Genomic DNA, 22,040 nt, shown 5'->3' on the forward strand with positions numbered 1-22,040 from the left:
GCTGAGTAAGCCGCCTTCTTTGGAGCCTTGGTTACATCGCACCTCTTCTGATGTAGGTTTCGTCATAAATATGCTCACCTTTTTTGCCGATCCAAGGTGTAATTTCTTTTGCCGTGATTTTTTTTGCAGCGAAAGTCTTGGAGATTCTGAAATTCCCTTTTTGGAGTGGATTATTGCATTTCACTTCAGTTGAGATCGTAATTTCGGTTTTTCCATCTCTACCTTCAGTGATGCTCAAGGTGCCATTATCAAGAACATAGCCGCATTCAGCTTTTGGCCAAGCGGACCCACCTCTCGCATAGAATGCAGTCATTTTGTCTTTTCCGAAAGTGTAAGTTCCGGGCTTCCATTGCTCCATCCAAATTGTGACTTTCTCAAAGGTCTCATCATCGGCAGTCGTCGTATCCATCGGATCAAACATTCTTAGAGCAATGATAGTCCCTTTGCCGCTTTTAATGCGATGAAAGGCGACGGGCAGGTCAATGCGCTTTTCATCCAATGGGTTGGCTGCGGCAAAGTCCTCGCGGTCAAACTGCGCATTCGCGATGATAAAAGCGTCGTTAGTAATTTCTGATTTTGGCAAAGGCAGAATGTCTTCCTGTGGCGGCGTGAATTTTAAATCCTGGGAAATCACGAAGACCGCTTCATAGGTATCGTCCTTGGTTCTTTCTTTAGTAAAAAGTTTCGGTGAGATCTCGCCAGACAAAGTTTCCTTTTTGGCATCAAAGTCAGCGGTCACCACTTGAAAAATATCGTAAGTTTCCGTTTCCGTGCGCGTGAACTCCTGGCCATATAGCGCTGGCTCTGCATTTTTATCTTTCGTTTTCTTTGAAAACTCAGCGGGAACTGTCATTTTTAATTTAAATGCGCATTCAGGCAAAGTTTTGCCAGTGTTGATTCGAACTTCGTAAGGGACTCGTTCTTTTCCTTCGTAATGCGCATTGAAGTCTTCGATCGCCTCTTTCAAAGCGGTCTTGTTCAGAGTGATTTTGGTTTTATCTTTAAAACACTTCTCTGGAATCTCAACTTCTGCAATACCGGGAATGGTAAGTTTGTCATGACCCTTAGTTGTTACCGAAACTTCGTCGCTAGCCGCGAATCCGGGAACACACATAAAGGTCGCAAGTAAAAGAAGCCTAGTTGAGATGCGCATAGCTTAATCCTTAGTTGTGAATAATAAAAGGATAGGTATTAAGTGAAGCGGTGACAACCGAATGTCTGCATATCCATTGCGGTAATCAAATAAATGTAACGGTGCAGAAGGGGTGGCGTGATGTCACTTCTTCACGCACCATAGACTCATAGTTTTCTATCAAAGGGAGTTTGTATGAAGTCTTTGGTTTTGTCGGCCGCTGTATTACTTGCTACTTCAACATCGATGGCGGGAGTTTATCGCTGTCCGATCACTTCAAGTGATCTTCAAGGTGCTGACACAGTCACTTTGATCCAAGACTGTCGTGACTCTATGACCATAAAAATAACTGGTCAGGGCGAAACTCTGGTGACTAAAACAGTCAATTACGATTATCAAAACTCGGACGAGAATGTCATGATGTTCAAATCGGCTGACCGTAAAACATTCGTTTACGTCGAGAAGGATCATGTGGGGTTGAAAGCTCAGGTCTCAGCTCTCAATTATATGATCAGAACGAACTATTGCCAGCAAATCGGTTGGTAAATCTTTTTACACTTAGATAAGCATTGCAAAGAGCCTTGGAATTTCCGAGGCTCTTTTATTTCCGTGATATACCTCGCCGCATGAAATATTTAATGGTTCTTCCTTTCTTGTTCCTGGGTGCGTGTGCAGATAGCGGTTCCAATAACCAAACGGGTGCCGTGAGTTTAGAGCAAAGTCAAAATGGTATTGTTGGGGGCCGTAAGGTTAACTCGAGTGATGCTGTCGCTTCCCGCGTTGTGATGCTCGAAACTAAATATGAAAATGGTAAGGTCAGTTTGTGCACGGGAACACCTATTGATAAAACGACTATTTTGACAGCCGCTCACTGCCTAAAGGGTGGAGTGCGTGTCCGAGTTGTCTATGCTCTGGACATTGATTCGATTAAAAAAAGTGACATCGTTGAAGCCAAATCGTTTAAATCCCATGAGGACTATGAGGAAGATGCTGATCAATATGATTTGGGTTTGGTTCGTATTTCAAAGGCCATTCCTTCTAATTATAAAGTCAGTAAAATCTATGACGGTTCTCAGGAGATCACCTCCGACACTGTGACCTTAGTGGGGTACGGTATCACAAGCTCCCATGGTGATGATGCTGGATATCTGCGAATGACCACCAAGGATCTGGATGATGTCACCGTTCGCAATGGCTCTATCTTAATTATGCCGCAACCTCATAACGGAACGTGCAGTGGTGATTCCGGCGGACCTGTGTTTGTTCAGGTGGGACGTGAAATGCAAATTGTGGGAGTTAATTCCTTTGTGGAAGGCACCCAAAAGGATCCCTGTGGTTACACGGCGGGCTCGGTTTATGTAAAGTCCCAGCTGACTTGGATCCATAAAACGCTTAAAGAGCTTTAAAAGCTTTTCGAGCAGGGTGGCCCTGTCCAAAGTTTGTACAATCAGGTAAGCATTGCAAAGAGCCTCGGGGAAGCCTGAGGCTTTTTACATTGTATGGTATAAATTGCGCGTGTTGTTTCTCTAACTAATAATCGGAGCAAGCTCGTGAACACATTCAAATCATTATTCTCGGTGATGGTTGTGACTTTAGCTGTGGTTGGTTGTGATTCTAAATCCGACGATAATAGCGGCAATACAGCAAATCAGGTTGTCACTCCGGCTGACCAATCGGGAGGTCAGTATGGTGGGTATCAAATGGCTGATGAGCCGGGTACCTATAGTGTGGCAGTTAATTGTGCGGATGAAACAGCAACACTGAATCTTCCCGATGTCGCTATGAAGTTCACCTTGAAACGTAACGGCAGCTATATCCAGGAAATCATCAGCCTCGACAGACGCTGCAAGCAAGACTGCTATATGCGCGGTGAAGGTACGTTCCTATCAACGGCAGAAGGTATGACATTTAACCAGCGCCAAATCGTTTCGAATAACCGTGCGATCGTACAAGGTGTTCGTAACAACACTTACTCCCGCAAGTTCAGCCCGATGACATCCCGAAAATCGGGTTTGATCGTGCTGATGGATAAGGGAAGTAATAATATGTGCGGTGGCCCCATGGAATTATATTTGACTAAAGACGGCGGCTCTCAACGTCGCTAACTGCGGAGAAGATTATGAATACTATGAAGTCTGTTTTTTCTTTGATGATCGTATCGGTAGCCATGGTTGCTTGTACTGGAAATTCCGGTGGCGGCGGTGGCAATCCAAATAACGCGGTCTATCCGCAGCCCACTGTGATTGGTCCTTATGATCAAGGCCAGTATCCGAATCAAGGCGGTGGCTACGAAGAACAAAATTTGATTGAGCCTGGCACTTACAACGCCTCCATCCGTTGTGATAACGAGTACGCCCAAGACCGTATCTTGGGCACAAGCATCGGCTTTATTTTAAATCAGGATGGTACTTATTCTCAGGAAGTGAGTGCTGATTACCGCTGTGTGCGCAACTGCTTGATGTATGGAAATGGTACTTACACTGTGAATGGAGCAAGTTTCACAATCAATCAAACTCGTTTAGTGAACGAGCAAGGTTATGAGTTGCAGGGTGCGCGCAGCAATACTTTACAGCGTGTCGTGAATCAATCTCCGCGCCGTAAAAAAACTGCCACTATTGTTCTAAGAGACAATGGCACAGAGAACATCTGCGGCGGTCCATTCACGATGTCTTTAAAGAAACAACGTGAGCAACATCGCAATGACGGACGTGGAAACTAGTCCATAGCTTTTAAATCTGAAATGAATTGGCCAATGGGCCTGAGAATGAGGACTGAAACAACAGTCCTCATTTTTTTTGGGTATATGATGACCGCACACGTGCTGTTAAAAGCACAGGAGGTTTTTATGGCAACCCAAAATCAACAAACCGGTCAAAATCAGAACTTGAATCAGAATCAGCAAAATAGAAGCTGGCAGCAAGATGATGAACTCGAAGCGGGATCAGATAAAAGCACTGTACAACCTGCCGGAAAAGAAGCTCCTCAACAAGACGCTCGTCAGATTAAACAGGCGACTTCGCAAAACGAGGACTTTAACACCGACGAATCTGATGAACTGATGCCAGACGATATGGATTTGGATGAAAAACAGGATTGGAGCCAGCAAAATACCAATACCGAAAAGAATCCAAGACATTGATCGGAACAAATAAAAAAGCCCAGGATTTTGTCCCGGGCTTTTTTGTTTTAAAAAATTATAGACGAATGCCTTCTGCGGCAACAGCTTCTTTCACCGTCGGACGCTCTGACATTTTGCCGATGAAATTTTGCAAAGCTTTGTGTTGCGCGATATCCACACCGACCAAACCTGTCCAACGAAGGACATTGTAAGCATAGGCATCAGCTACGGAAAATTCGTTCCCTAAGATAAACGCATTTTGTTGCAAGTGTTGATCCAGAACTGCCAAGCGAAGTTGCACTTTGCCTTTGATTTGTTCTTTCGTTTCCTCATTCATGACGGCGCCGCCGAATAAAGAACCCAAGCCTTTATGGATTTCTGTGGCGATAAAGTTTAACCACTCCATTGCTTTATAGCGTTCCATCGTTCCAAATTTTGGAAGAAGGTTTTTTTCGGGAACTTGGTCAGCGATCCATTGCAAGATCACGGCACCCTCAGTCATCAAATGACCGTTAGGCAGTTGCAAAGCGGGGATATAACCTTTGGGATTGATTTTCTTATAGTCGCCACCAGAGTATTCTTTTGCTTTAAGATCTACTTTAACGAGTTCAAAATTCAAACCCGCTTCGCGAAGAGCGATTTGAGAGGAAAGGGCACACGCACCCGGAGAATAAAAAAGATTCATTGAAATGTTCCTTTGTTAGTGAATACCGATCTAGAAAAGCAAACAAACTGTATCAGTGACTGATACAAACGTAAAGACGGATTTCTGTCGAGCGTCAGTCGAGGCGTTATAAAGCCTGGAGGTTCGTAGTGTTGATGCTGTGCTTCTTTGCAGACACAGTAAACCGAATCTTGCTCATTCGTGTCGATAGTTGTGAATTAAATGTAATCACAAATTGAGGAGATAAAGTAATGAAGCATCTTTATTGTTGCTTGATTGTTTCTTTGGCCGCGATCACGTCGTATGCTGGCGCCGCTGTAAACGTGACTGTAGATAATTTTGTTCGTGCTGAAACTGACACTTATATGCAGGGCATGGTCAAAGATGCGGGTTTAGGAAAGCTGAAACATCATCGTAAAATGACTCCGATTGAAGCGCAGAGTGTTGTGCGCCCGAACCGAGACACTCTCTACTCGGCAGGAGTTTTTGATCTAGAGGCTGGTCCTGTGACCGTAAGTTTACCGGATTTGGATAACCGTTATATGTCCATGGCTGACGTTAGCCAAGATCACTATATTTCTAAGATGGTTCACGCGCCCGCCAAGTACACCTATACCAAAGATAAAGTCGGCACTCGCTATATGGCATTGCTCATCCGAACTCTAGCGAATCCTGAAGACCTCCAAGATATGAAGGCTGCAACCGAGGCGCAGGATAAAATCGTGATCGAGCAGGCGGCGCCCGGATCTTTTGTGATTCCTAATTATAATGTCGCCTCTCTAAAAAAGGTTCGAGGTCTTTTAAAGCAATTGGCGGCGACAAAGGCTGGGGATTTTCGTGATGCTTTTGGAGATAAAGTGGAAGTGAATCCTACTACGCACTTGCTGGGAGCTGCCGCTGGCTGGGGAGGAAATCCCAAAGAAGAGTCGATGTATATTGGCGTTGAGCCCAAAGACAACAGTGGTAAAACAGCTTACCGACTGACAGTGGGTCAGGTTCCTGTCGATGCATTTTGGTCCATCAGCGTTTACAACGCCGCAGGATTTTTCGTTAAGAATAGTCGCAATGCATACACCATCAACAATCTGACTGCGAAAAAGGCCGATGATGGCACCGTTACGGTGCAATTTGGTGAATGCCAAAAAGATGTCGTGAACTGTTTGCCGATAATGAAAGGTTGGAACTATATGGTGCGAATGTATCGCCCTCAGGATTCAATTCTTAAAGGCGTATGGAAATTTCCAGAGGCAGAACCCCTTCATCAACCAAAGAAACTTTCGCAGCTTGATTAGAAATGTTTAGATCCAGTAGTAATAGGAGATCCCACACAAAAGCACGCCGACAACCCAGGTATAAAGCGTGCTTGTGACAAAAAGAGGGTACACCATCAGACTGATACCAACGATCACGTTGGGTATATGTGATTCGCGTTTCCCTTTACGAAACAACCAAATACCGATGATTCCGAATATCGCTCCACCGATCAGAGCACCGGTGCTATAGTCTAATCCCATGGCACGCATTGTTTCTAAAGGAGAAGGAATTGATTGGACGGTTTCAAAATCTTCCATTGGTCCATTCTTTCAGAAAAGTCCCGTTTCAAGCAACACTTACACGAAGTAAATACAGTCTTAAGGCGAGTGATCAAAAACAGCTAATTTGAAAACCTCTCTGGCCACAGCGGCGTTATACTGTGGACCAAGGAGACATCTATGAAAAATTCAAACTCAAGCAACGGACAAAGACCCACCACTGTACGAGGCCCCGCTCTGAGAGAGAAAATCATACAATCTCAGATCGAAGGTGAGGAGTTCCGTACGGAAAATCAGGGAGCCGACGTGAGGGAAACGGTTGTCACTCACCCTCAAGCCACGACTCACAATCGCGTTAAATCAGACGGAAAAAAATAGTTCCATATTCAGTAAGGGGGATATTTCATGGCACAGCACCAACAACACAATCAATCGCAAAGTGGTAAACAGTTTTCTAAGCAAGACGACATTGTGGAAATGATTTTGGAAGACCACAAGCCACTAAAACAGCTCATTCAAATAATGAAAGATACAGATAAAGATCTGGACGCTCGTGAGGATGCCTTCGCTGAGTTTGCGCCACTTTTAATCTGTCATGCCAAACCCGAGGAGATGAGTCTTTACATCTATATGAAAGGCAACGAGGAACTTCGGGAGGAGGGTTTCGAGGGGGATGTGGAGCATCAACTCGCAGACCAACTGTGTGAAGAAATCATGCGTACTGAAGACCCTGATGAAATCAGCGCTAAGATCAAAGTCCTTGCGGAGTTGGTCGAGCACCACATCGAAGAGGAGGAAGAAGAGCTTTTACCTGACTTTAGAAAAAACTCCGATCCCCAAGAGCGCATGCAACTGGGGGAGAAATTCCTGATGCTTAAAACCCAATACTTGGAAAAAGGCGGTCAAGAAACTCCGCATGAATCAGATCCCAACGCTGAAATTCATTAAACGGGGTAAATCTGGATCGATGAAGGGCTGCGCGGTTTTACATCGCGCAGAACCACCTCGCTAATAGGCAGAGGCGGCATCAATGGAAAAGCCAGATTTGGATTTTCTAAATTCAATTTAAAATCCATGCGTCGAGTGAAATAATCCAAGGCCACGGACATCAATTGAATCGTGATAAATTCACCAGGACAACGGTGCCCACTTCGCCAATTACCACCACCCTGAGGAATGAAGTCAGGGAGATTTTCCCAGGTTTTCCCGTTAAAACGATTGGGATTAAACTCATTCGGATTGTCCCAAAGCTCCGGGTGATGGTTAATGCCATAAATATCCAACAGGACGCGGGAATTTTCAGGGATATGCACGCCCATCCAATCCAAATTACATTTTGTTATCGCCGCCACTGCCGGAAAGAAAGGATAATAGCGACGCACTTCTTGTATGAAGTGGTCACGGAACTTTAAATCAAGGGCAACATCTTTGGCCATTTCCGGATAATAACTAAGTGCATGCATTGCAAAAATCATAAAAGTGGAAACAGCAACGATCGGTCGAAGCAGGTTTAAGGCTTCGACAGAGGCAATTTTTTCGCTGAGCAGCTCCCCATCCTCATCGCGGAAAAAGGCGATGCGATGAATGGGACTGGTGTCAGATACATTCAGTTTTCCTCGGCGAATATCATGGATAAGATTACCAATCCAACGTTCCGTTTCACGTCTTGATTGTCGGGATTTAAAATGCCGCAGTCCAATGACAGAGGCATCTTGATACATCGATCGCAGTTGTTCCGCACGGATTTCTTTTTCATCTGTTTGGAGATGGATACCCAACCACGAGCAGGCAGAGACCGCAAGTAAGCAAACCAGTTCGGGATAAAGAGGGACATTATCTTGAGTCGACCATTTTGCAAGACCCGTTGCAAATTGCGCATCCACAATTCGTGATAGGCGAAGAATCTCTTGGGGCTTCGTAAAGGACATGAAAAGATCTTTACGTTTTAAATGTTCTGCGCCATCCAGTCCTTGGACTCCGCCCTTGCCCAACAGTGTTGCACGCAGTGGATGGGGCATTGCATTCTTGCGTTTAAAATTTTCGCCGCTATAAAAAAATCTCACGGCATTAGGCCCGGTGATCACATACGTTTTTCGCAGAGCCAGGCGCACGGTAACGGCCTGACTTTGGTGCTCTTTACATACGGTCGAAATAAAGTGATAAGGCTTTTTCATGAACTCAACAGTACTGTCAAATTTAGTATGGCGAGGTGGTGCTTTCATGGAGACTCCTTTCACTGACCAAGATGATGCCCAAGGATCGCAATATTTATAGTTTCTTCCTGCGGTGGCTGTTGAAACACAGCTTTGGGAACCTGTTTTTTGAAAAGGTTCGATTTCCAAGTCTATAAAATAAAACTGTTTTGCCAGAGCATTTTAGCATCTATCCATCTTGGATTATGAAGTACACAAAAGGAGTGCTTAATGGGTCAGCAAAACAATAGAAATACAGGATCATCAAGTCAGGGACGCAGTGGCACGGTCGGGAGAACTTGGTCCGATAGCTCTCAAAACTCCAGCCGTAACAACAACAGCAACAGCACCAGTACGCAAAAAAATTCCGAATCCTCGGAAAAGAACAGCAACCAAAATAAGGATCAAAATCAAGGTGAATAGTTCTGGGAGGAACCAATGAGAAATTACCACATATCAGTGATTGCAGTCGTTTCAGTTCTACTATTTACGATCAATTGTTTCGCTTTGGAAGACGCACAAATAACTCAATTGATGAAAACCGCCAACAGCGGTGAAGTTGATGCGGCAAAGCTTGCAGTGAAGAATTCAAAAAACCCCTCCGTTAAAACATTCGCCGAAAAAATGGTGAAAGAACACACGGAAAATGGCGAGAAGGTGAAAACGCTTTCCAAAGATGAAAAAATTAAAATGTCATCCAGTGACGATGAGAAAAAACTGAAAGCAGATACCAAAGAGAAAATGAAGGGCTTGAAAAAAGCGAAAGAAAACGATTTTGATAAAGCGTACATGGGGACTCAAGTAGCCATGCATCAGGAGCTTTTGGATAAGCTAGATACAAAACTTATTCCGGAAGCCAGGAACCCGGCCTTAAAATCCTATCTTCAGGAGACGCGCGCGCATGTGCAAAATCATTTGAATGATGCCAAGACCATTCAAAATGAACTGCAATAAAAATTGTTTCCTAGCAGGCCCAATTGAAAAGTAAATGAGACGTCTTTAGGGTGGCGGGTAGGAGGTTTAAGATGGCTATTTATGAACTTTTGAAAGCAGATCATGATAAAGTAAAGGGCTTGTTGAACGAACTATTAAGCTTACAGGACGATGATAGCGAGGGTCGCAAACGTCTGGTTCAACAAATTCGCGATGATCTGATCCCCCACTCTAGAGCAGAAGAATCTGTTTTCTACAATTCGCTGCGCACTGTGGACAGTGCCAAAGACATGGCAATGCACGCGTATAAAGAGCACATGGAAGCTGAAACCCTGCTAAGAATGCTTCAGGTGCAAGACAAGACGAATATGTCCTGGCGGGGGACGGCGCAAAAACTGAAAGATGCGCTCTCGCATCATATTTCTGAGGAAGAAGGACATATGTTTGAAAAAGCCCGCAATAGTTTTACTGCAGAGGAAGCACAAATGATGGGGGATGCATTTCAAAAGCTAAAACCTGAAATCCGTGAAGAAGGATTGATGGGTACTACTTGGGATATGATTGCGAACATGATGCCACCAAGATTTTCCGATAACTTTAGAAAATCGCATCATTCTTAGAGTGATCAAACAGCAGCCCGACGGAGACATGGTAGGACTTCGTCAGGGCTCTGGCTTTGTGCCAATAGCCAGCGGGAATATAAAGCCAGTCACCAGCCTGTAGCGTGCAGCGTATCTCACCAGTAAACTTTTCTTGCGGCCACAGAGTTTGCTGTGAGATCTGACGGTCGGCGGCTTTGGGCCAAAAACTATTTTTCCGAAGGATGAATTCTTTTACGCCGGAACTTTGTAAAACGAAAACGTCCTCGTAATCATAGTGCCAGTCTAGACCTTCATTGCCTTCAGGAGTCAGATAGAGCTCCACGTCGACAGGGCGAGGGTAGTACTGGGTGAATTGGTGAGCCAGGGCAGCAAAGGTGCTGTGTGCATTTTCGGCATGGGGGATGACTAAGGTTTTTCCTTCAGTAATACCGCGATAAAATCGATCCATGCACAAGGGCGCGGGTTCTTCAGAGACTTTTCCATTCTTGGCAAAAAAACTTTTGCCATACCGAGACTGGATAATTTCAGTCGCAACATTCCAATTAAAAATGTTGCGAATTTCTGTGGCTTTTTCAGGGGCTGCAAAAGGTTCCTTAAACAGAATCTTTTGGGTGAAGTCTTCGATGGAGAGTGGCGAAAGCATATTTGAAAATAGATTCACAAGATAAGTTCCTTAGCAGACTTATTTATCAAAAAAATAAACGGCAAAGTATTAAGAGTCTTAAAGACTTTTCAACCAAGGAGAGTATATGAAAAAGTTAGTGATGCTGGCGGTTATGTTGCTGGGAAGTTCCGTTTTTGCAAATCAGGGGACAGAAAAAGAAAACTCGAAAAGAGACAACCCGTCTTCGAATACTTATGAAAATCAGATGCCCACAGAAAAGACTGGGACCTCTCATAAAGCGGTCAAAAAAGGTAAAAAGTCAACTCAGTCTACAGATCGTCCGGATATTGAGCGCGGTGTAAATACCGGAACGCCTTCCGGCGGAGGCGGCACGAATAACGATATGGATAAAAATCGTCGCTCTGAAAACGAGTAAAAAGACCCGTGACGTTTGGCAGCCGGAGTCGTGATAACTTGTTTTTTGAAAATTAAAACAAGATCCGGCTGCTCAAAGCACAGTATTTCATAGACCATGAAGGAGCTAATAAAAGGAGCAACTATGAAACTGAAAGGTCTTGTCCTCACATCGATTTTCGTCATGGCTACGAGCACGTCAATGGCCGCGGACTATAGCAAAAGTAAGAATAAACCGTATCCTGCTGCGCCTAGAACTAATTCAGAAAACCTAAACACTCGTCATCCAAATTCCGCGAATCCATGGGCCCGCGACGATGTGTCGGCGATGCCAACGAACCCACGTGTGTCACGACCGTCTAATAATCTGGATCTTAACGATTTCGGTCGCAGAGCCATGGAAGATGAATCCACGGTGGATAACAACACTTTAAGAAGATAGTCATTTAGCACTGAAAACACAGAAGGACGGTGGTTAACACCGTCCTTCTTTATTTTGAACATGTATGTTGAATTTTGCACAAGTGTTTTTCAAAAGGATGCGGTAATCCGGTCTGTGAGAGACCTCTTAGTTCATAGACTATTTGATCACACTGAACTGGGAGGTTCTATGAAAAAAGTAGTCTTTATTTATGTCATGGCTGTTGCAGTCACGGGCGCTGCGATCGCTGCGGATAATTCCCAATATCGTACAAGCGAGCAACAGCAAACAACGACAGGAACCAGTCGAATGAATACAACAACAGATAAAAATTGGGATTCCAGTCGCAACAGAGCTGCGAATGAGAGTCAGGATGACGTGAACTATCGTAACGGCACTCGCGATCAGCAACGAGGCACTACGAACAGGGGAACAAACACAGGCTCCGGCATGGGCACTGGAACCGGCACTGGCACCAGCAGCGGTAACAGCAGTGGCGGCGGTTCTTCCACTGGATCATCGGGTTCCGGCGGCAGATAAAAACTTCTGCGACCTAAGGAAGAACTTAGGTCGTAAATCCTTTGGCCCGCTAGAGATTGTTTAAAATCATTTACGGAATTTATAGACTTTTAAGTGCGTTGTTGCAGAGAGAACCTTGCCATAGCTGAACAGTGGAAGACTGATTGTTCAAGGAGGTTAAGATGTACATGCACAATAAGAGACTGATGTATACTGTGAGAGTCTCAGAACCAAATCCCGTGTTAGCGGGAATGATGTTAGAGCAGTTCGGCGGGCCCCAGGGAGAATTGGCAGCAGCAATGCGCTATTTCACACAAGGTCTCGCAGATTTGGATCCGCAACGAAAAGACATGTTGATGGATATCGCGACCGAAGAGTTATCGCACCTGGAAGTTATTGGCAGCATTGTTTGTATGCTGAATGCAGGTGTTAAAGCCAAGGTCGCGGAAGGCCTGGAAGAGGGCGAGCTTTTGCGTGAATTGAATCAAGGTGGCGAAAGCCAAACGACGAGTTTGTTGTACGGAGGAGGAGCGGCCCTGGTGAACTCGGCCGGTGTTCCTTGGACAGCTGCTTACGTGGATTCGATCACGGAGCCCACGGCAGATCTTCGATCGAATATTGCTGCCGAAGCTCGTGCAAAAATCGTCTATGAACGTTTAATCAACGTGACAGACGACCCTGGTATTAAGGATGCATTGAAGTTCCTGATGACCCGGGAAGTGGCCCATCAAAAAGCTTTCGAAAAAGCTCTTTATGCCATCAAAGAAAATTTCCCTCCAGGCAAAGCACCTGGCTCTCCAGAATTCACCGATAAATATTACGATTTATCGCAAGGACCGGGCAATGGCCGTGGACCTTGGAATGAAGGCGATCAGTGGGAATTCGTTGAGGACTATAAAGAAATGCAAGCGGTCGATGGCGGAGACGGGACTGCTTCAGTGACCCTGTCACCCGAGGAAGAAGGCCTTGCCATGAATGTCGCAAAAAGAACCGCAACTAAACCAGGTGACCCAACCACAGGTGCAGATCTGGGTGCGAAAAAAGATGGTTCTGCGGGTACGACGAAATCAATTCATTGAGTTTGGTCAGAGGCGGGAAGCGTTGGGGCTTCCCGCCGACCTATTTACAAAGTTTGTCTTGCTTGATTGCTTTGATTGGATGGTCGGCATTGGCTTAGTTGTGTCGCCATTGCTTTAATGTGACCCCGTGATCGGGTTGAGAATGGTGATGGCATCAGATGACTGCACACCTCATAGGCCGTTTGCAAGTCTTTACCCATCGTAAGCTCCGCATGAAATTGAATCGCGAAGGTGCCCAGTCTTAGCGAGACATCCGGCGCCAATTGATTGCGTAAGACCGTAAACAGAAACAACTGTTCATTTGAACTGTATGCGTTCAGGATTGCCAGAGTTCTCAATAAGGTCTGCATGAACTCCTCTTGTGATAGATGTGGAATCATCTGAATGCTGTTTAAAATATTTCTTTGTTGCATCAGTGCTGTCTCGGTGATGTCGCCGTACTGTTTTGACTCCAAAAGCGGTGGATAAAACGAAATCTGCTCCGTGTGGAATAAGTTTTCCAGGCTTTGATAAAGATCTTTCACGAAAATATCGCGACTGATTTTATCGGCCACGTGCAGGCTGCGGATCAAATCGATTTTTTGTAAAACATGATTGTGTTGTGCAGTGATAAAATCATAAATATTCATGACGAATTCCCCCGTTGTGAATACAAACGCTAGGCAAAGAACTCGCCGGCGTCACGATGTAAGTTTTGAAAAGTACAGACTATTAACTTAGTAAAATTATTATAAACCGATATTGATAGAAACGAGCCGCAGCGACGCGCGGCTCGTTTGCGTTTGATTAATTATGAGGACTTTCCACATGCACAGTTTTTGGTTTTCGGTGAGCAGGGCGATTGATCGTTTGTCCTTTGTGGGCGCGTATGGTTTTTCGGGTCTGCTTAAGGCTGACAACTCTTCCAGTCTGTGCCGATTTAAAAATAGCGTTGACGATTTTAACGTCATTCAGCCCTTCTGTTGCGGAAGGTTCAGGATTTTTATTTTTTAAGACACAGTCACTGAAATAGACTAACTCTGCAGCAAATTGGTCTTTCTTTTTAAACTCTCTGACTTTATCTTTGTCTTTTACAGTGACAGTCATGGTCATGTCTTCTTTGTATTCGTAGGCATTCTCAAGACACAGGCAGCCCTTGGTTCCAAAGACATCAAAGTTCGCGGATGCTTCTGTTCCGAAACTTACGATGAAATTTGCGATTTTCTGTTTCGGAAAGCGCAAAGTTACGGCGGCCATTTCCTCGACTTCTTTAAATCTGTCATCTTGCGGATGGGACGCGGTCATTGCAAATACTTCCTCAGGCTCTTCCCCGAAAAGATAACGGGAGGCATTGATACAATATGTGCCAATATCGAATAAAGGACCACCGCCTGTTTCCGGCATCAGGCGAATGTTTTCGCGATCGGTGATCTGATAAGTAAAGGTCGAATTAAAAATTCGTGGTTCGCCAATTTTTCCTTTTTTAATAAGATCAATGGCTGTCAGATTGGCTTTTTCAAAATGCAGCCGATAGGCCACCATCAATTTGGTTTTGGTGCTTTCTGTCGCTTTTATCATCGCTAAGCAATCTGCCTCTGTTGTTGCTAAGGGTTTTTCCACTAAAACGTGAATACCTGATTGCGCTGCTTTAACGGCTAAGTCTCGATGTTCTGTATTGGGTGTGCAAATGTAAACGGCGTCAATCAAGCCGCTTTGCAAAAGCCCGTCGTAATCCTTATAAGAAAAAAGATTGGTCACTTTGTATTGTTTGCCGAGTTTCGTCAGTTTCTTTTTGTCGCCCGAAACCAGTGCCACGAGTTCTGAGTTTGATTTTGCGTTCTTAAAAGCAGGCAAGACTGCGACTTGAGCGATGTGTCCCAGGCCTACGACGGCATAGCGTATTTTCTTGTTCGGTTTTGTCTTCATTCTCGTCCTTTCATTCGGCGTGTGCCGGTTCAAAGGATGATTTTAACCAGCAATTAATTCTCGTGGTTGAAACTTAAGGCAAGTGTGCCGTAAATCAAATTTTCTAACTTGTCATAACGTCTACACCAATACTCCATGCAGAATGGTCTGCATGAAAACGGAAATTCAAAATGAAGACCTTAAGGAAGAAGTGCAGCACATCGAGAGCGAAACACGGATGATTTTGCCTGGTATACAGGCGCTTTTTGGATTTCAGTTGGTGGCGGTTTTCAATGATCGCTTTGAAACGGCGCTCACTTCACAATTGCAGTTACTTCATTGGCTGGCGTTGGGGTTTACGGCAGTGGCGACAGTATTTGCAATTGCTCCTGTGGCATATCACCGGATTGCGGTTCCGCACATCGTCACGCGACACTTTGTCACCTACTCAAACCTGTGCATTAAGATTTTACTCTTGCCCTTGATCCTGGGCTGCACGATTGTTTCTTTTTGATTGGAACGATCGTCACAAAGAATAGTTCCTATAGTTTGCGTGGCAACAAGTTTTCTATTTTGGCTATCCACTGTTAATCAAGCGAGCGGGAAAATCATTCTGATTTTTTGCCAATATAACCAGGTAGTTTTTTGGCGCCCTTCCCTTGGGCCAATTGTAAAGCGCGGGGGAGATGCTTTTGATAGTTTACTTCAAAATTTGGCTCTATGATTTTATGCTTTCTGAAATATTGCGCCCACTTAAAGTCTGCGAAGGTCACTTCGGTTTTTTTATAGCCCTTATGAGCGCGGACCAGCCACGCAAGACTGCGATAGGGATCATTCTCTAATCCCCGAATATTTTGAGATAAATAAAGAGGATTCTGGGGCCCGCTCCCGGATAGATCAAAGGGATGAGCCCAGTGATGTTGTAACATCTGCTTCCAGAAGCTTTCAAAACCAACTGTCTTACCAAAAACTTTAATCACCTCAATCGGAATTTTTTTAATTCCCAAAGACCAATAGGAAAAAAGGCGATGATGGCCATCGACTACATAATAGTGTCCGTTCGGAGCTTTGACAGTGGTGATGGGATTACTTCGTAATTCTTTTTGGAGTTTTTCTGGAGTCAGACGTTTTAGTTTTTTTATTTTGCTGGAAACTTCTTCCATTCCCAGGGCCATTTGTGTTGGGCGAAGTTTCAGAATCTGGATTGTTGTCTTCATGTGGCCGCCTTTTTGGAAAAGAGACTAGGAATTTTCACGGCGGCTCGCAATGCAGCGTTCTTATCTGTGCCCAATTACACCTGCGATGAGTGGGGATTTTCTCCACAAGTCACGTGGGGAAGTTTTCCCCTGGACTCGGTCTTCGTAACGAAAATCAAATGATAGCACTGGCATTTCAATTGCACCATCCCTGCGTCATAGGAGTGATATATGCAAAACAACGTAGAAAAATCACAAGCGAAAAAAATTGAACAAGAAGCCGATATCGTTAATCTGATCTATGAAGATCACAAAGCTTTGAAAGCCTTGATCAAGGTCATGAAAGATTCTGATAAACCGGAAGAAGAAAGATTCGCGGCTTTTAAAGAATTCGCTCCCACATTGATCGCCCACGCCAAACCCGAAGAAGAAACTCTTTATGTCTCAATGAAAAAAAACGAAGAGTTGCGCGAAGACGGCTTTGAAGGCGACGTCGAACATCAACTCGCAGATCAATTGGTTGAGGAAATCAAGCGTACGACGGATTCTGATCTTAAATCTGCGCGCATTAAAGTATTAGCAGAGCTTGTGGAGCATCACATCGAAGAGGAAGAAGAAGACATGCTTCCTGAATGTAAGAAAGAATTAAAATCAGAAGAGCGCAGTCGCATCGGTAATGAGTTTTTAAAATTGAAGCTCAAGTATCTGGCGGCGGGGGATGACAACATCATTCCTGATAAGAATTCTGAAAACACGAAGCACTAAATAAAAAAGGTACTCTTCCGAGTGCCTTTTTTATTTTCTCATTGCTGAAGCTTTCTCCCATTGCTGAATCAGCCCTTCTTGTGGTGACCAACACAATGTCTCTCTACAACTTTAACTAGATGTAAAAATCTTTGAGCTTGTTTCGCCCAATACTAGGTACGAATTCGTCGGAAGGCGAAATAATCAATTTTCCGAAAGGAAAATCATAAACCTTAAAGGAGGATTTTATGGACAACAATCAAAGTAATAAACCATCTAGCAATGAAGGTATGGGTGGCCAACGAGGCGATCAGTCTCAGCAGGGTGGCGGTCAAAACAGAAACTCTTCTTCTACAGGAGGAAGTGAGCGTTCAGGGGGCCAAGGGGGTTCCGGCGGCCGTTCTGGTGGCGAAGAAAGTTCTCGCCAAGGCCAAAATAGTAGATAGGGGCGCGGGGAGATTGACCCTCCTGGTCTAGGTCAATCTCCCCTCTTGACCGATATGTAAATAATATGTAAATCATAATTCAGACGTCAGCCGTTGGGGTTTCTATGATTTACATCTTTTCACCGAAAGTGCCAGGGGAGTTCCTCTCTCATTCTGATCGTTTACGAGAGCAACTGCCTCTTAAACTCAAGCACATCACCATGCATCCGGCAGAGATTGTGGATGACATAAATCTTGCGCGGATTTCTCTCATCGGCCTTATTCAAAAGTGGCGTCAATTAAAGTTCTTAATTCTGGATGAGTCAGGAAACTGTCTTGAAACTTATTTCTATTAATTCTTTATTCCGAATTTGTACGTCTTTGTATCGGAGAAGGTTATGCAACCACACGCTTGCTTTGAAAGACTTATCGAGCATGCTAAGAAAACGGAAATGCCGCGCGGATTTCAGCTCGATATTATTTCCGCGTTAGGCTATTTCAAAACACAGGCGCTTTGCGATTTGGATCGCAGGGACTCTCCCATGCAGCTGCGCACGGCCTGGCTGCAATTAAAAAACCAAACCCGTGGGCTAAAGTTTTTTGAATCATTTAAGGAGGGTGACGATAATTTTTGGCGTATCGTTCGGTGTTTCGTCTATGAGGTTGAACCAGCATCCCTGATAATTCCAAAGGTTGAAAAGGTGATTCCGGAAAAGCCACCCTCTCGCTTTGCAACTTGGCAGCCTTTGGATTTTTTTACTTATCTCAGTAATGAAATTGAAAAACGGGCGCAGATCACGGATGCCGAAAAACTCTTTGTTCAACACGGGCTGTGGTACATTATCGCCGAAGCGGGCAGGGCTCGCGGTCAGCGCAACGAAGCTCGTATCAAAAAAGTCTGGCTTACGATTCAGCCACTCCTTGATAAAATCGGTTTGCTGACGGAGTTTAAAAAAGAGGAAAGCCTGATTTATTCCATCAAGCTTTTCGTGGGACAGCTGCATTAAGGATTATTGACAGGACAATCCTTTTTCCAATAAGCGTTCAACTTGCAGCGAAGATTTTTCAGTTGGGTGGTCTCGCTGCAGCTTAAGCCGAACACTTCGTAATTTTCAGTCACGTTGTCTCGGCCGACATATTTTGCGACGCCGGCGTTTTCCAGGGCAGCTATCAGGCGGCTGTCTCTGTCGTCATGTCGTTCCAGGGTCAGACCACAACTGGAATAGCGCAGATTACCTAGATCCACTCCCACGACGCATGTAAAGGGGCGTAAAGAAAACGATGCGGGTATTTTTGGTATCAACGTGCGCAGAGAGGTAAGCAGTCGTAAAGATTGATCACGGTCCAGCGTTCTTTCTCCCTGACATTCAGGACGGTAGCCCCTGTCCCAGTTGATGCCGACAAACGCGGCCTTTAGAAGTTCGTAGGAGGTGGCGTACTGAGGGTCTTTAATTCCGGCGACGCCTAGAATTTCATGGATAACCAATCGTCGCTGTTGTGAGGTGTCCATCCGCTCCCAGCTCCGCGCGCTAATATCGATACGATTCAATTTTGGATAATTGATCGCATTCACAAGGGATCCGTTGAGTATCAGATCACGCTCGACAATTACCAGAAATGTTTCTGAAAAGACGGTGCGTATTTGCGCAATATCAATATTCTGATTGTTAATCGTCAAGGGGCTTCGCACCTGAAGCTGTTTCAGAATCTCCATGCCCTTATCGAAAAATTCCGAAGCGATGACATTGCCTCCATTGCGAGTGCCAGAAGACTCATCGTCGCCACCGGGGCCGGCAAATGAAGTGATGCTAATTAATACAACAAACAAGGTAACAAATAATTTATTCATTAAAATCTCTCGTTATACGGAACATTTGAATTCCAAGGTGATAAACGTGCTGTCTTTCTTTACTGGTGGAGGCCAGTCGAACGATCTTTGAGAAGCAGTCTTCGATTATTTCAGATGCTTTCACCAGGTTTTCTGCGTTGAAAGCGAAAGTTTCTGAGCCAATAAACTTTTCCTGAGGACTTTGAGTTTCCAAGGAGAGGCTCGCTTTATTCAGCATTTGCCGGTGGAAGTTTCTTAATGCCAGATTCGGTCGACTGGACGAAGACATTATGCGGCTTTTACAGGGGTAAAGTTTTCCGCTCTCGTCTTGTCGCAAAAGTTCCAGACGCTGAAGTCTTTCAATTGCTTCTTCAGCTGTTTTCGTGGAAACTCCCAGGTATTTTGCGACACTTTCTGTGGTCGGAGTTGGAAGCGTGGTGCGGGTCATTTCGATGATGGGATAATGATGCCAGTCGGAAATCAGTTTGAAAACGTCTAGCTCGAGATTTACGGGCGCTGACTTGGGACGAAGTTGTTCCACTTTTTCCTGGAGTTTAAGAATGGATTCCGGGGAGCGTGCCCCTTCCAGCTGAACCAGCGTAATAAAATAATCCGTTTTTCTCGTATCAAACTTCAGCACGCGGCAAACTTCGAAGGCTTTTTTCGCAGACAGATTTCTTTTTCCGTTAAGAATTAAAGACAGCATGGAGGCTGAGGTCTTCAGCAGCTGCGCGAACGCGCGCAAAGAATACTGCGAATTTTCAGCCATTCGGGTTTCGAGCTCATATTTTAGAATATCTCGGTAATTCATCTCATTTGCATAGCAAGACATAAAGAAAGATTCCAATGCAAAACGATCGTTCTCGTCAACTTTCGCAACGCATCCTCGCGTTTACAACTGTCTACGCCGGCGTTCTGCTGACGATGTGGTTCGTAGAAATAAACTTTTATTTATTAGTCCAATTTTCTGTAAAGAGATGAACAAGGAAGGCTCTTAATTGCATTCCGTTCGGTTTAAAGTATCGCTCGGCCGTGGAGCCCAGTTCTAGACTCTAAGGCTTGCTTATAACTCCGATTTAAATTCCGAAAATTATCCGTGTTTCTCGGGAGGAAACGTGAACATTTTTGCCAAGGTCCGACTTTTTAATATTTTATCAGTTACTTCCGTCATTGCATTATACGTGGCAATCGCGATTTCGTTTCACTACAAATCTGAACTTAATAAAGCTCATGATAACAAGTTCGTATCTATGAAGCTTGCGGGGGAGTTGCAACAAAGCTCTTACGATCTGACTCGCACGGCTCGTACCTTCGTGGTGACCAAAGATCCTAAATTTGAAACAGAGTATTTTGATATCATCGCGATTCGTAATGGTGAAAAAGCTCGTCCTGATGGTCGTAAAATTGCATTGAAAGAATTAATGCACCAAGCGGGTTTTACAGATCAAGAATTTGCTTTGTTAACAGAGGCAGAAAAACGCTCGAACGACCTGGCAAAACAAGAAACGATCGCCATGAATGCCGTGAAGGGGTTGTTTGCTGATGAAAGCGGTAAATTCACCGTGCAAAAAGAGCCCGATTTAGATTTAGCAAGAAAACTTATGCATGATGACTTCTATCATAAAGCCGCTGCATCCATTGGCGAACCTATACAACAGTTTTTGAAAATGATGGAAGCCCGTACTTTTGCACGTGTTGAAGAAGCGCTTCGCTACTCAACGTTCGCGCTATACAGTGTGGCGGGGCTTATCGTGGTGTTATCAATTTCAATGTTGTTGTCGTCACGCGCTCTTCGTGAGGGTATCCGTACTCAAGCGGAATCTTTAACAAAGTCCTATGTGCAAATTCGCGAATCTGTTGCAAGTTTGAGCAGCTCCAGTGCGAATTTATCTGCCGCATCCACTGAGTCGGCAGCGTCCTTGGAAGAAACAGTAGCGTCTTTAGAAGAGCTTTCCAGCATGGTTAAAATGAATGCTGAAAATGCATTGTCGGCTTCAACGTTGTCACAAACTTCGAAAAGCACGGCAGAAGAAGGTTCTCGTGAGATTCAAAACCTGATGAATGCCATGGCTGCGATCGTAAGCTCCTCTAAAAAGATTGAAGATATTATTTCTGTCATCGACGATATTGCATTCCAAACCAATTTGTTGGCACTGAATGCAGCCGTCGAAGCTGCACGTGCAGGAGAGCAGGGTAAAGGGTTTGCCGTTGTGGCTGAAGCCGTTCGCGCCCTCGCACAACGAAGTGCTGCTTCTGCCAAAGAAATTTCGGGTCTGATCTCTGAAAGCGTCGATCAGGTGGAAGCAGGTAAAAACGTTGCGGAAACAAGTGCGGAAGCCCTGCAAAAAATCGTAAGTTCCGTGACCAAGGTTGCGGGCTTGAACAATGAAATTTCCACAGCGAGCAACGAACAAAGCACGGGAGTTTCGCAAATCACTCAAGCGATGAATCAGTTGGACCAAGTGACTCAGTCGAATGCGGCTTCATCAGAAGCAATCTCTGAGGCGGCGGCGAGATTAAACGAATCAACGCAAGGATTGACGTCCACTATTGAAAATCTGGCGTCGTTGACGGGTTTAAAAACAGATGTGATCCAAGCCTCTGATCAGCAAATGGCGGTTTAAATAATAGTTTTTTTATTTTATTTCAAGGCCTGTTCAGTAGTGAACAGGCTTTTTGCTTTTTGAAGCTCATCGAAAGTGTCGCCGAATGTGTGAATCCACATCTTTGGGCCAGGAAGAGGGCTATTGATT

Annotated in this window: 31 protein-coding genes; 21 read left to right on the plus strand and 10 right to left on the minus strand. The window is 44.7% G+C overall.

The annotated features are described in order from the left end of the window. Window positions 1–31: 31 nt before the first annotated feature. A complete protein-coding gene (locus ACLSU7_RS00905) occupies window positions 32–1,153 on the minus strand; it encodes a hypothetical protein (protein ID WP_413293638.1) in 1,122 nt (373 codons plus the stop codon). 174 nt (window positions 1,154–1,327) lie between these two features. Here ACLSU7_RS00905 and ACLSU7_RS00910 point away from each other — a divergent pair, with 174 nt between their 5' ends. The 5 genes from ACLSU7_RS00910 to ACLSU7_RS00930 all read left to right on the plus strand — a co-directional run bounded on the left by ACLSU7_RS00910 (window position 1,328) and on the right by ACLSU7_RS00930 (window position 4,271). Then, the gene (locus tag ACLSU7_RS00910) at window positions 1,328–1,678 is read left to right on the plus strand and encodes a hypothetical protein (protein ID WP_413293639.1); all 351 of its coding nucleotides are present in this window, start codon (window positions 1,328–1,330) and stop codon (window positions 1,676–1,678) included. 80 nt (window positions 1,679–1,758) lie between these two features. Beyond that, a complete protein-coding gene (locus ACLSU7_RS00915; protein ID WP_413293640.1) occupies window positions 1,759–2,538 on the plus strand; it encodes a S1 family peptidase in 780 nt (259 codons plus the stop codon). A gap of 144 nt (window positions 2,539–2,682) precedes the next feature. Further along, a complete protein-coding gene (locus tag ACLSU7_RS00920; protein WP_413293641.1) occupies window positions 2,683–3,237 on the plus strand; it encodes a hypothetical protein in 555 nt (184 codons plus the stop codon). 14 nt (window positions 3,238–3,251) lie between these two features. Beyond that, a complete protein-coding gene (locus ACLSU7_RS00925; protein ID WP_413293642.1) occupies window positions 3,252–3,851 on the plus strand; it encodes a hypothetical protein in 600 nt (199 codons plus the stop codon). 126 nt (window positions 3,852–3,977) lie between these two features. Beyond that, entirely contained in the window at window positions 3,978–4,271 is a 294-nt protein-coding gene (locus ACLSU7_RS00930; protein ID WP_413293643.1) for a hypothetical protein, read from the plus strand. Window positions 4,272–4,326: 55 nt separating this feature from the next. On the opposite strand, the gene gstA is transcribed toward ACLSU7_RS00930, so the two are convergent. After that, the gene (gene gstA, locus ACLSU7_RS00935; protein WP_413293644.1) at window positions 4,327–4,935 is read right to left on the minus strand and encodes a glutathione transferase GstA; all 609 of its coding nucleotides are present in this window, start codon (window positions 4,933–4,935) and stop codon (window positions 4,327–4,329) included. A gap of 230 nt (window positions 4,936–5,165) precedes the next feature. On the opposite strand from gstA, the gene ACLSU7_RS00940 reads away from it, so the two are divergent. Next, complete coding sequence (locus ACLSU7_RS00940; protein ID WP_413293645.1) at window positions 5,166–6,206, plus strand: DUF1214 domain-containing protein; 1,041 nt, start codon at window positions 5,166–5,168, stop codon at window positions 6,204–6,206. Between the two features lie 6 nt (window positions 6,207–6,212). Here ACLSU7_RS00940 and ACLSU7_RS00945 read toward each other — a convergent pair whose 3' ends face one another. Then, complete coding sequence (locus ACLSU7_RS00945; protein ID WP_413293646.1) at window positions 6,213–6,428, minus strand: hypothetical protein; 216 nt, start codon at window positions 6,426–6,428, stop codon at window positions 6,213–6,215. 198 nt (window positions 6,429–6,626) lie between these two features. Between ACLSU7_RS00945 and ACLSU7_RS00950 the strand changes: the two genes are divergently transcribed. Then, complete coding sequence (locus ACLSU7_RS00950) at window positions 6,627–6,824, plus strand: hypothetical protein (protein WP_413293647.1); 198 nt, start codon at window positions 6,627–6,629, stop codon at window positions 6,822–6,824. A gap of 27 nt (window positions 6,825–6,851) precedes the next feature. Next, window positions 6,852–7,394, plus strand: coding sequence for a hemerythrin domain-containing protein (locus tag ACLSU7_RS00955; RefSeq protein ID WP_413293648.1), 543 nt, complete (start codon window positions 6,852–6,854; stop codon window positions 7,392–7,394). On the opposite strand, the gene ACLSU7_RS00960 is transcribed toward ACLSU7_RS00955, so the two are convergent. After that, entirely contained in the window at window positions 7,391–8,668 is a 1,278-nt protein-coding gene (locus tag ACLSU7_RS00960) for a cytochrome P450 (RefSeq protein ID WP_413293649.1), read from the minus strand. The genes ACLSU7_RS00955 and ACLSU7_RS00960 overlap by 4 nt on opposite strands. A 201-nt stretch (window positions 8,669–8,869) precedes the next feature. Here ACLSU7_RS00960 and ACLSU7_RS00965 point away from each other — a divergent pair, with 201 nt between their 5' ends. From ACLSU7_RS00965 to ACLSU7_RS00975, 3 genes are all read left to right on the plus strand, one after another. Further along, window positions 8,870–9,061: a hypothetical protein gene (locus ACLSU7_RS00965; protein WP_413293650.1), complete on the plus strand. Its 192-nt coding sequence runs from the start codon at window positions 8,870–8,872 to the stop codon at window positions 9,059–9,061. Between the two features lie 15 nt (window positions 9,062–9,076). Next, window positions 9,077–9,592: a DUF4142 domain-containing protein gene (locus tag ACLSU7_RS00970; protein ID WP_413293651.1), complete on the plus strand. Its 516-nt coding sequence runs from the start codon at window positions 9,077–9,079 to the stop codon at window positions 9,590–9,592. A gap of 71 nt (window positions 9,593–9,663) precedes the next feature. Continuing rightward, on the plus strand, window positions 9,664–10,191 hold the full coding sequence (locus tag ACLSU7_RS00975; protein ID WP_413293652.1) for a hemerythrin domain-containing protein: 528 nt from the start codon (window positions 9,664–9,666) through the stop codon (window positions 10,189–10,191). On the opposite strand, the gene ACLSU7_RS00980 is transcribed toward ACLSU7_RS00975, so the two are convergent. Continuing rightward, window positions 10,169–10,834 carry a JmjC domain-containing protein gene (locus ACLSU7_RS00980; protein WP_413293653.1) on the minus strand — a complete coding sequence of 222 codons (666 nt, stop codon included), beginning with the start codon at window positions 10,832–10,834 and terminating at the stop codon, window positions 10,169–10,171. The genes ACLSU7_RS00975 and ACLSU7_RS00980 overlap by 23 nt on opposite strands. An 88-nt stretch (window positions 10,835–10,922) precedes the next feature. Here ACLSU7_RS00980 and ACLSU7_RS00985 point away from each other — a divergent pair, with 88 nt between their 5' ends. From ACLSU7_RS00985 to ACLSU7_RS01000, 4 genes are all read left to right on the plus strand, one after another. Then, complete coding sequence (locus tag ACLSU7_RS00985) at window positions 10,923–11,213, plus strand: hypothetical protein (RefSeq protein ID WP_413293655.1); 291 nt, start codon at window positions 10,923–10,925, stop codon at window positions 11,211–11,213. Between the two features lie 123 nt (window positions 11,214–11,336). Then, window positions 11,337–11,633 carry a hypothetical protein gene (locus tag ACLSU7_RS00990; protein ID WP_413293656.1) on the plus strand — a complete coding sequence of 99 codons (297 nt, stop codon included), beginning with the start codon at window positions 11,337–11,339 and terminating at the stop codon, window positions 11,631–11,633. A 168-nt stretch (window positions 11,634–11,801) separates the two neighbouring features. Then, complete coding sequence (locus tag ACLSU7_RS00995) at window positions 11,802–12,152, plus strand: hypothetical protein (protein ID WP_413293657.1); 351 nt, start codon at window positions 11,802–11,804, stop codon at window positions 12,150–12,152. 161 nt (window positions 12,153–12,313) lie between these two features. Next, a complete protein-coding gene (locus tag ACLSU7_RS01000; RefSeq protein WP_413293658.1) occupies window positions 12,314–13,210 on the plus strand; it encodes a manganese catalase family protein in 897 nt (298 codons plus the stop codon). Between the two features lie 44 nt (window positions 13,211–13,254). On the opposite strand, the gene ACLSU7_RS01005 is transcribed toward ACLSU7_RS01000, so the two are convergent. Continuing rightward, window positions 13,255–13,839 carry a hypothetical protein gene (locus ACLSU7_RS01005; protein ID WP_413293659.1) on the minus strand — a complete coding sequence of 195 codons (585 nt, stop codon included), beginning with the start codon at window positions 13,837–13,839 and terminating at the stop codon, window positions 13,255–13,257. Window positions 13,840–13,996: 157 nt separating this feature from the next. Further along, complete coding sequence (locus tag ACLSU7_RS01010; protein WP_413293660.1) at window positions 13,997–15,115, minus strand: Gfo/Idh/MocA family protein; 1,119 nt, start codon at window positions 15,113–15,115, stop codon at window positions 13,997–13,999. 151 nt (window positions 15,116–15,266) lie between these two features. On the opposite strand from ACLSU7_RS01010, the gene ACLSU7_RS01015 reads away from it, so the two are divergent. Next, window positions 15,267–15,608: a DUF6328 family protein gene (locus ACLSU7_RS01015; RefSeq protein WP_413293661.1), complete on the plus strand. Its 342-nt coding sequence runs from the start codon at window positions 15,267–15,269 to the stop codon at window positions 15,606–15,608. Window positions 15,609–15,702: 94 nt separating this feature from the next. On the opposite strand, the gene ACLSU7_RS01020 is transcribed toward ACLSU7_RS01015, so the two are convergent. Next, window positions 15,703–16,311 (minus strand): ParB-like protein, encoded by a 609-nt coding sequence (locus ACLSU7_RS01020; protein WP_413293662.1) that lies wholly within the window; start codon window positions 16,309–16,311, stop codon window positions 15,703–15,705. 210 nt (window positions 16,312–16,521) lie between these two features. Here ACLSU7_RS01020 and ACLSU7_RS01025 point away from each other — a divergent pair, with 210 nt between their 5' ends. The 4 genes from ACLSU7_RS01025 to ACLSU7_RS01040 all read left to right on the plus strand — a co-directional run bounded on the left by ACLSU7_RS01025 (window position 16,522) and on the right by ACLSU7_RS01040 (window position 18,466). Further along, window positions 16,522–17,055 carry a hemerythrin domain-containing protein gene (locus tag ACLSU7_RS01025; protein WP_413293663.1) on the plus strand — a complete coding sequence of 178 codons (534 nt, stop codon included), beginning with the start codon at window positions 16,522–16,524 and terminating at the stop codon, window positions 17,053–17,055. A 227-nt stretch (window positions 17,056–17,282) separates the two neighbouring features. Further along, window positions 17,283–17,480: a hypothetical protein gene (locus tag ACLSU7_RS01030; protein WP_413293664.1), complete on the plus strand. Its 198-nt coding sequence runs from the start codon at window positions 17,283–17,285 to the stop codon at window positions 17,478–17,480. Between the two features lie 104 nt (window positions 17,481–17,584). Continuing rightward, window positions 17,585–17,815, plus strand: coding sequence for a hypothetical protein (locus tag ACLSU7_RS01035; RefSeq protein ID WP_413293665.1), 231 nt, complete (start codon window positions 17,585–17,587; stop codon window positions 17,813–17,815). Between the two features lie 42 nt (window positions 17,816–17,857). Continuing rightward, window positions 17,858–18,466, plus strand: a complete 609-nt coding sequence (locus ACLSU7_RS01040) for a hypothetical protein (protein ID WP_413293666.1) — start codon at window positions 17,858–17,860, stop codon at window positions 18,464–18,466. On the opposite strand, the gene ACLSU7_RS01045 is transcribed toward ACLSU7_RS01040, so the two are convergent. Together ACLSU7_RS01045 and ACLSU7_RS01050 are read right to left on the minus strand one after the other, a co-directional pair. Next, window positions 18,463–19,308: a hypothetical protein gene (locus tag ACLSU7_RS01045; RefSeq protein ID WP_413293667.1), complete on the minus strand. Its 846-nt coding sequence runs from the start codon at window positions 19,306–19,308 to the stop codon at window positions 18,463–18,465. The two genes, ACLSU7_RS01040 and ACLSU7_RS01045, sit on opposite strands and share 4 nt — an antisense overlap. Next, window positions 19,301–20,119, minus strand: a complete 819-nt coding sequence (locus ACLSU7_RS01050; RefSeq protein WP_413293668.1) for a TIGR02147 family protein — start codon at window positions 20,117–20,119, stop codon at window positions 19,301–19,303. The genes ACLSU7_RS01045 and ACLSU7_RS01050 overlap by 8 nt, the downstream gene beginning before the upstream one ends. A gap of 283 nt (window positions 20,120–20,402) precedes the next feature. Here ACLSU7_RS01050 and ACLSU7_RS01055 point away from each other — a divergent pair, with 283 nt between their 5' ends. Further along, window positions 20,403–21,911 carry a methyl-accepting chemotaxis protein gene (locus tag ACLSU7_RS01055; RefSeq protein ID WP_413293669.1) on the plus strand — a complete coding sequence of 503 codons (1,509 nt, stop codon included), beginning with the start codon at window positions 20,403–20,405 and terminating at the stop codon, window positions 21,909–21,911. Window positions 21,912–22,040: the final 129 nt, after the last annotated feature.

This window comes from Bdellovibrio sp. HCB185ZH, from assembly GCF_047302455.1.
Classification (GTDB): domain Bacteria; phylum Bdellovibrionota; class Bdellovibrionia; order Bdellovibrionales; family Bdellovibrionaceae; genus Bdellovibrio.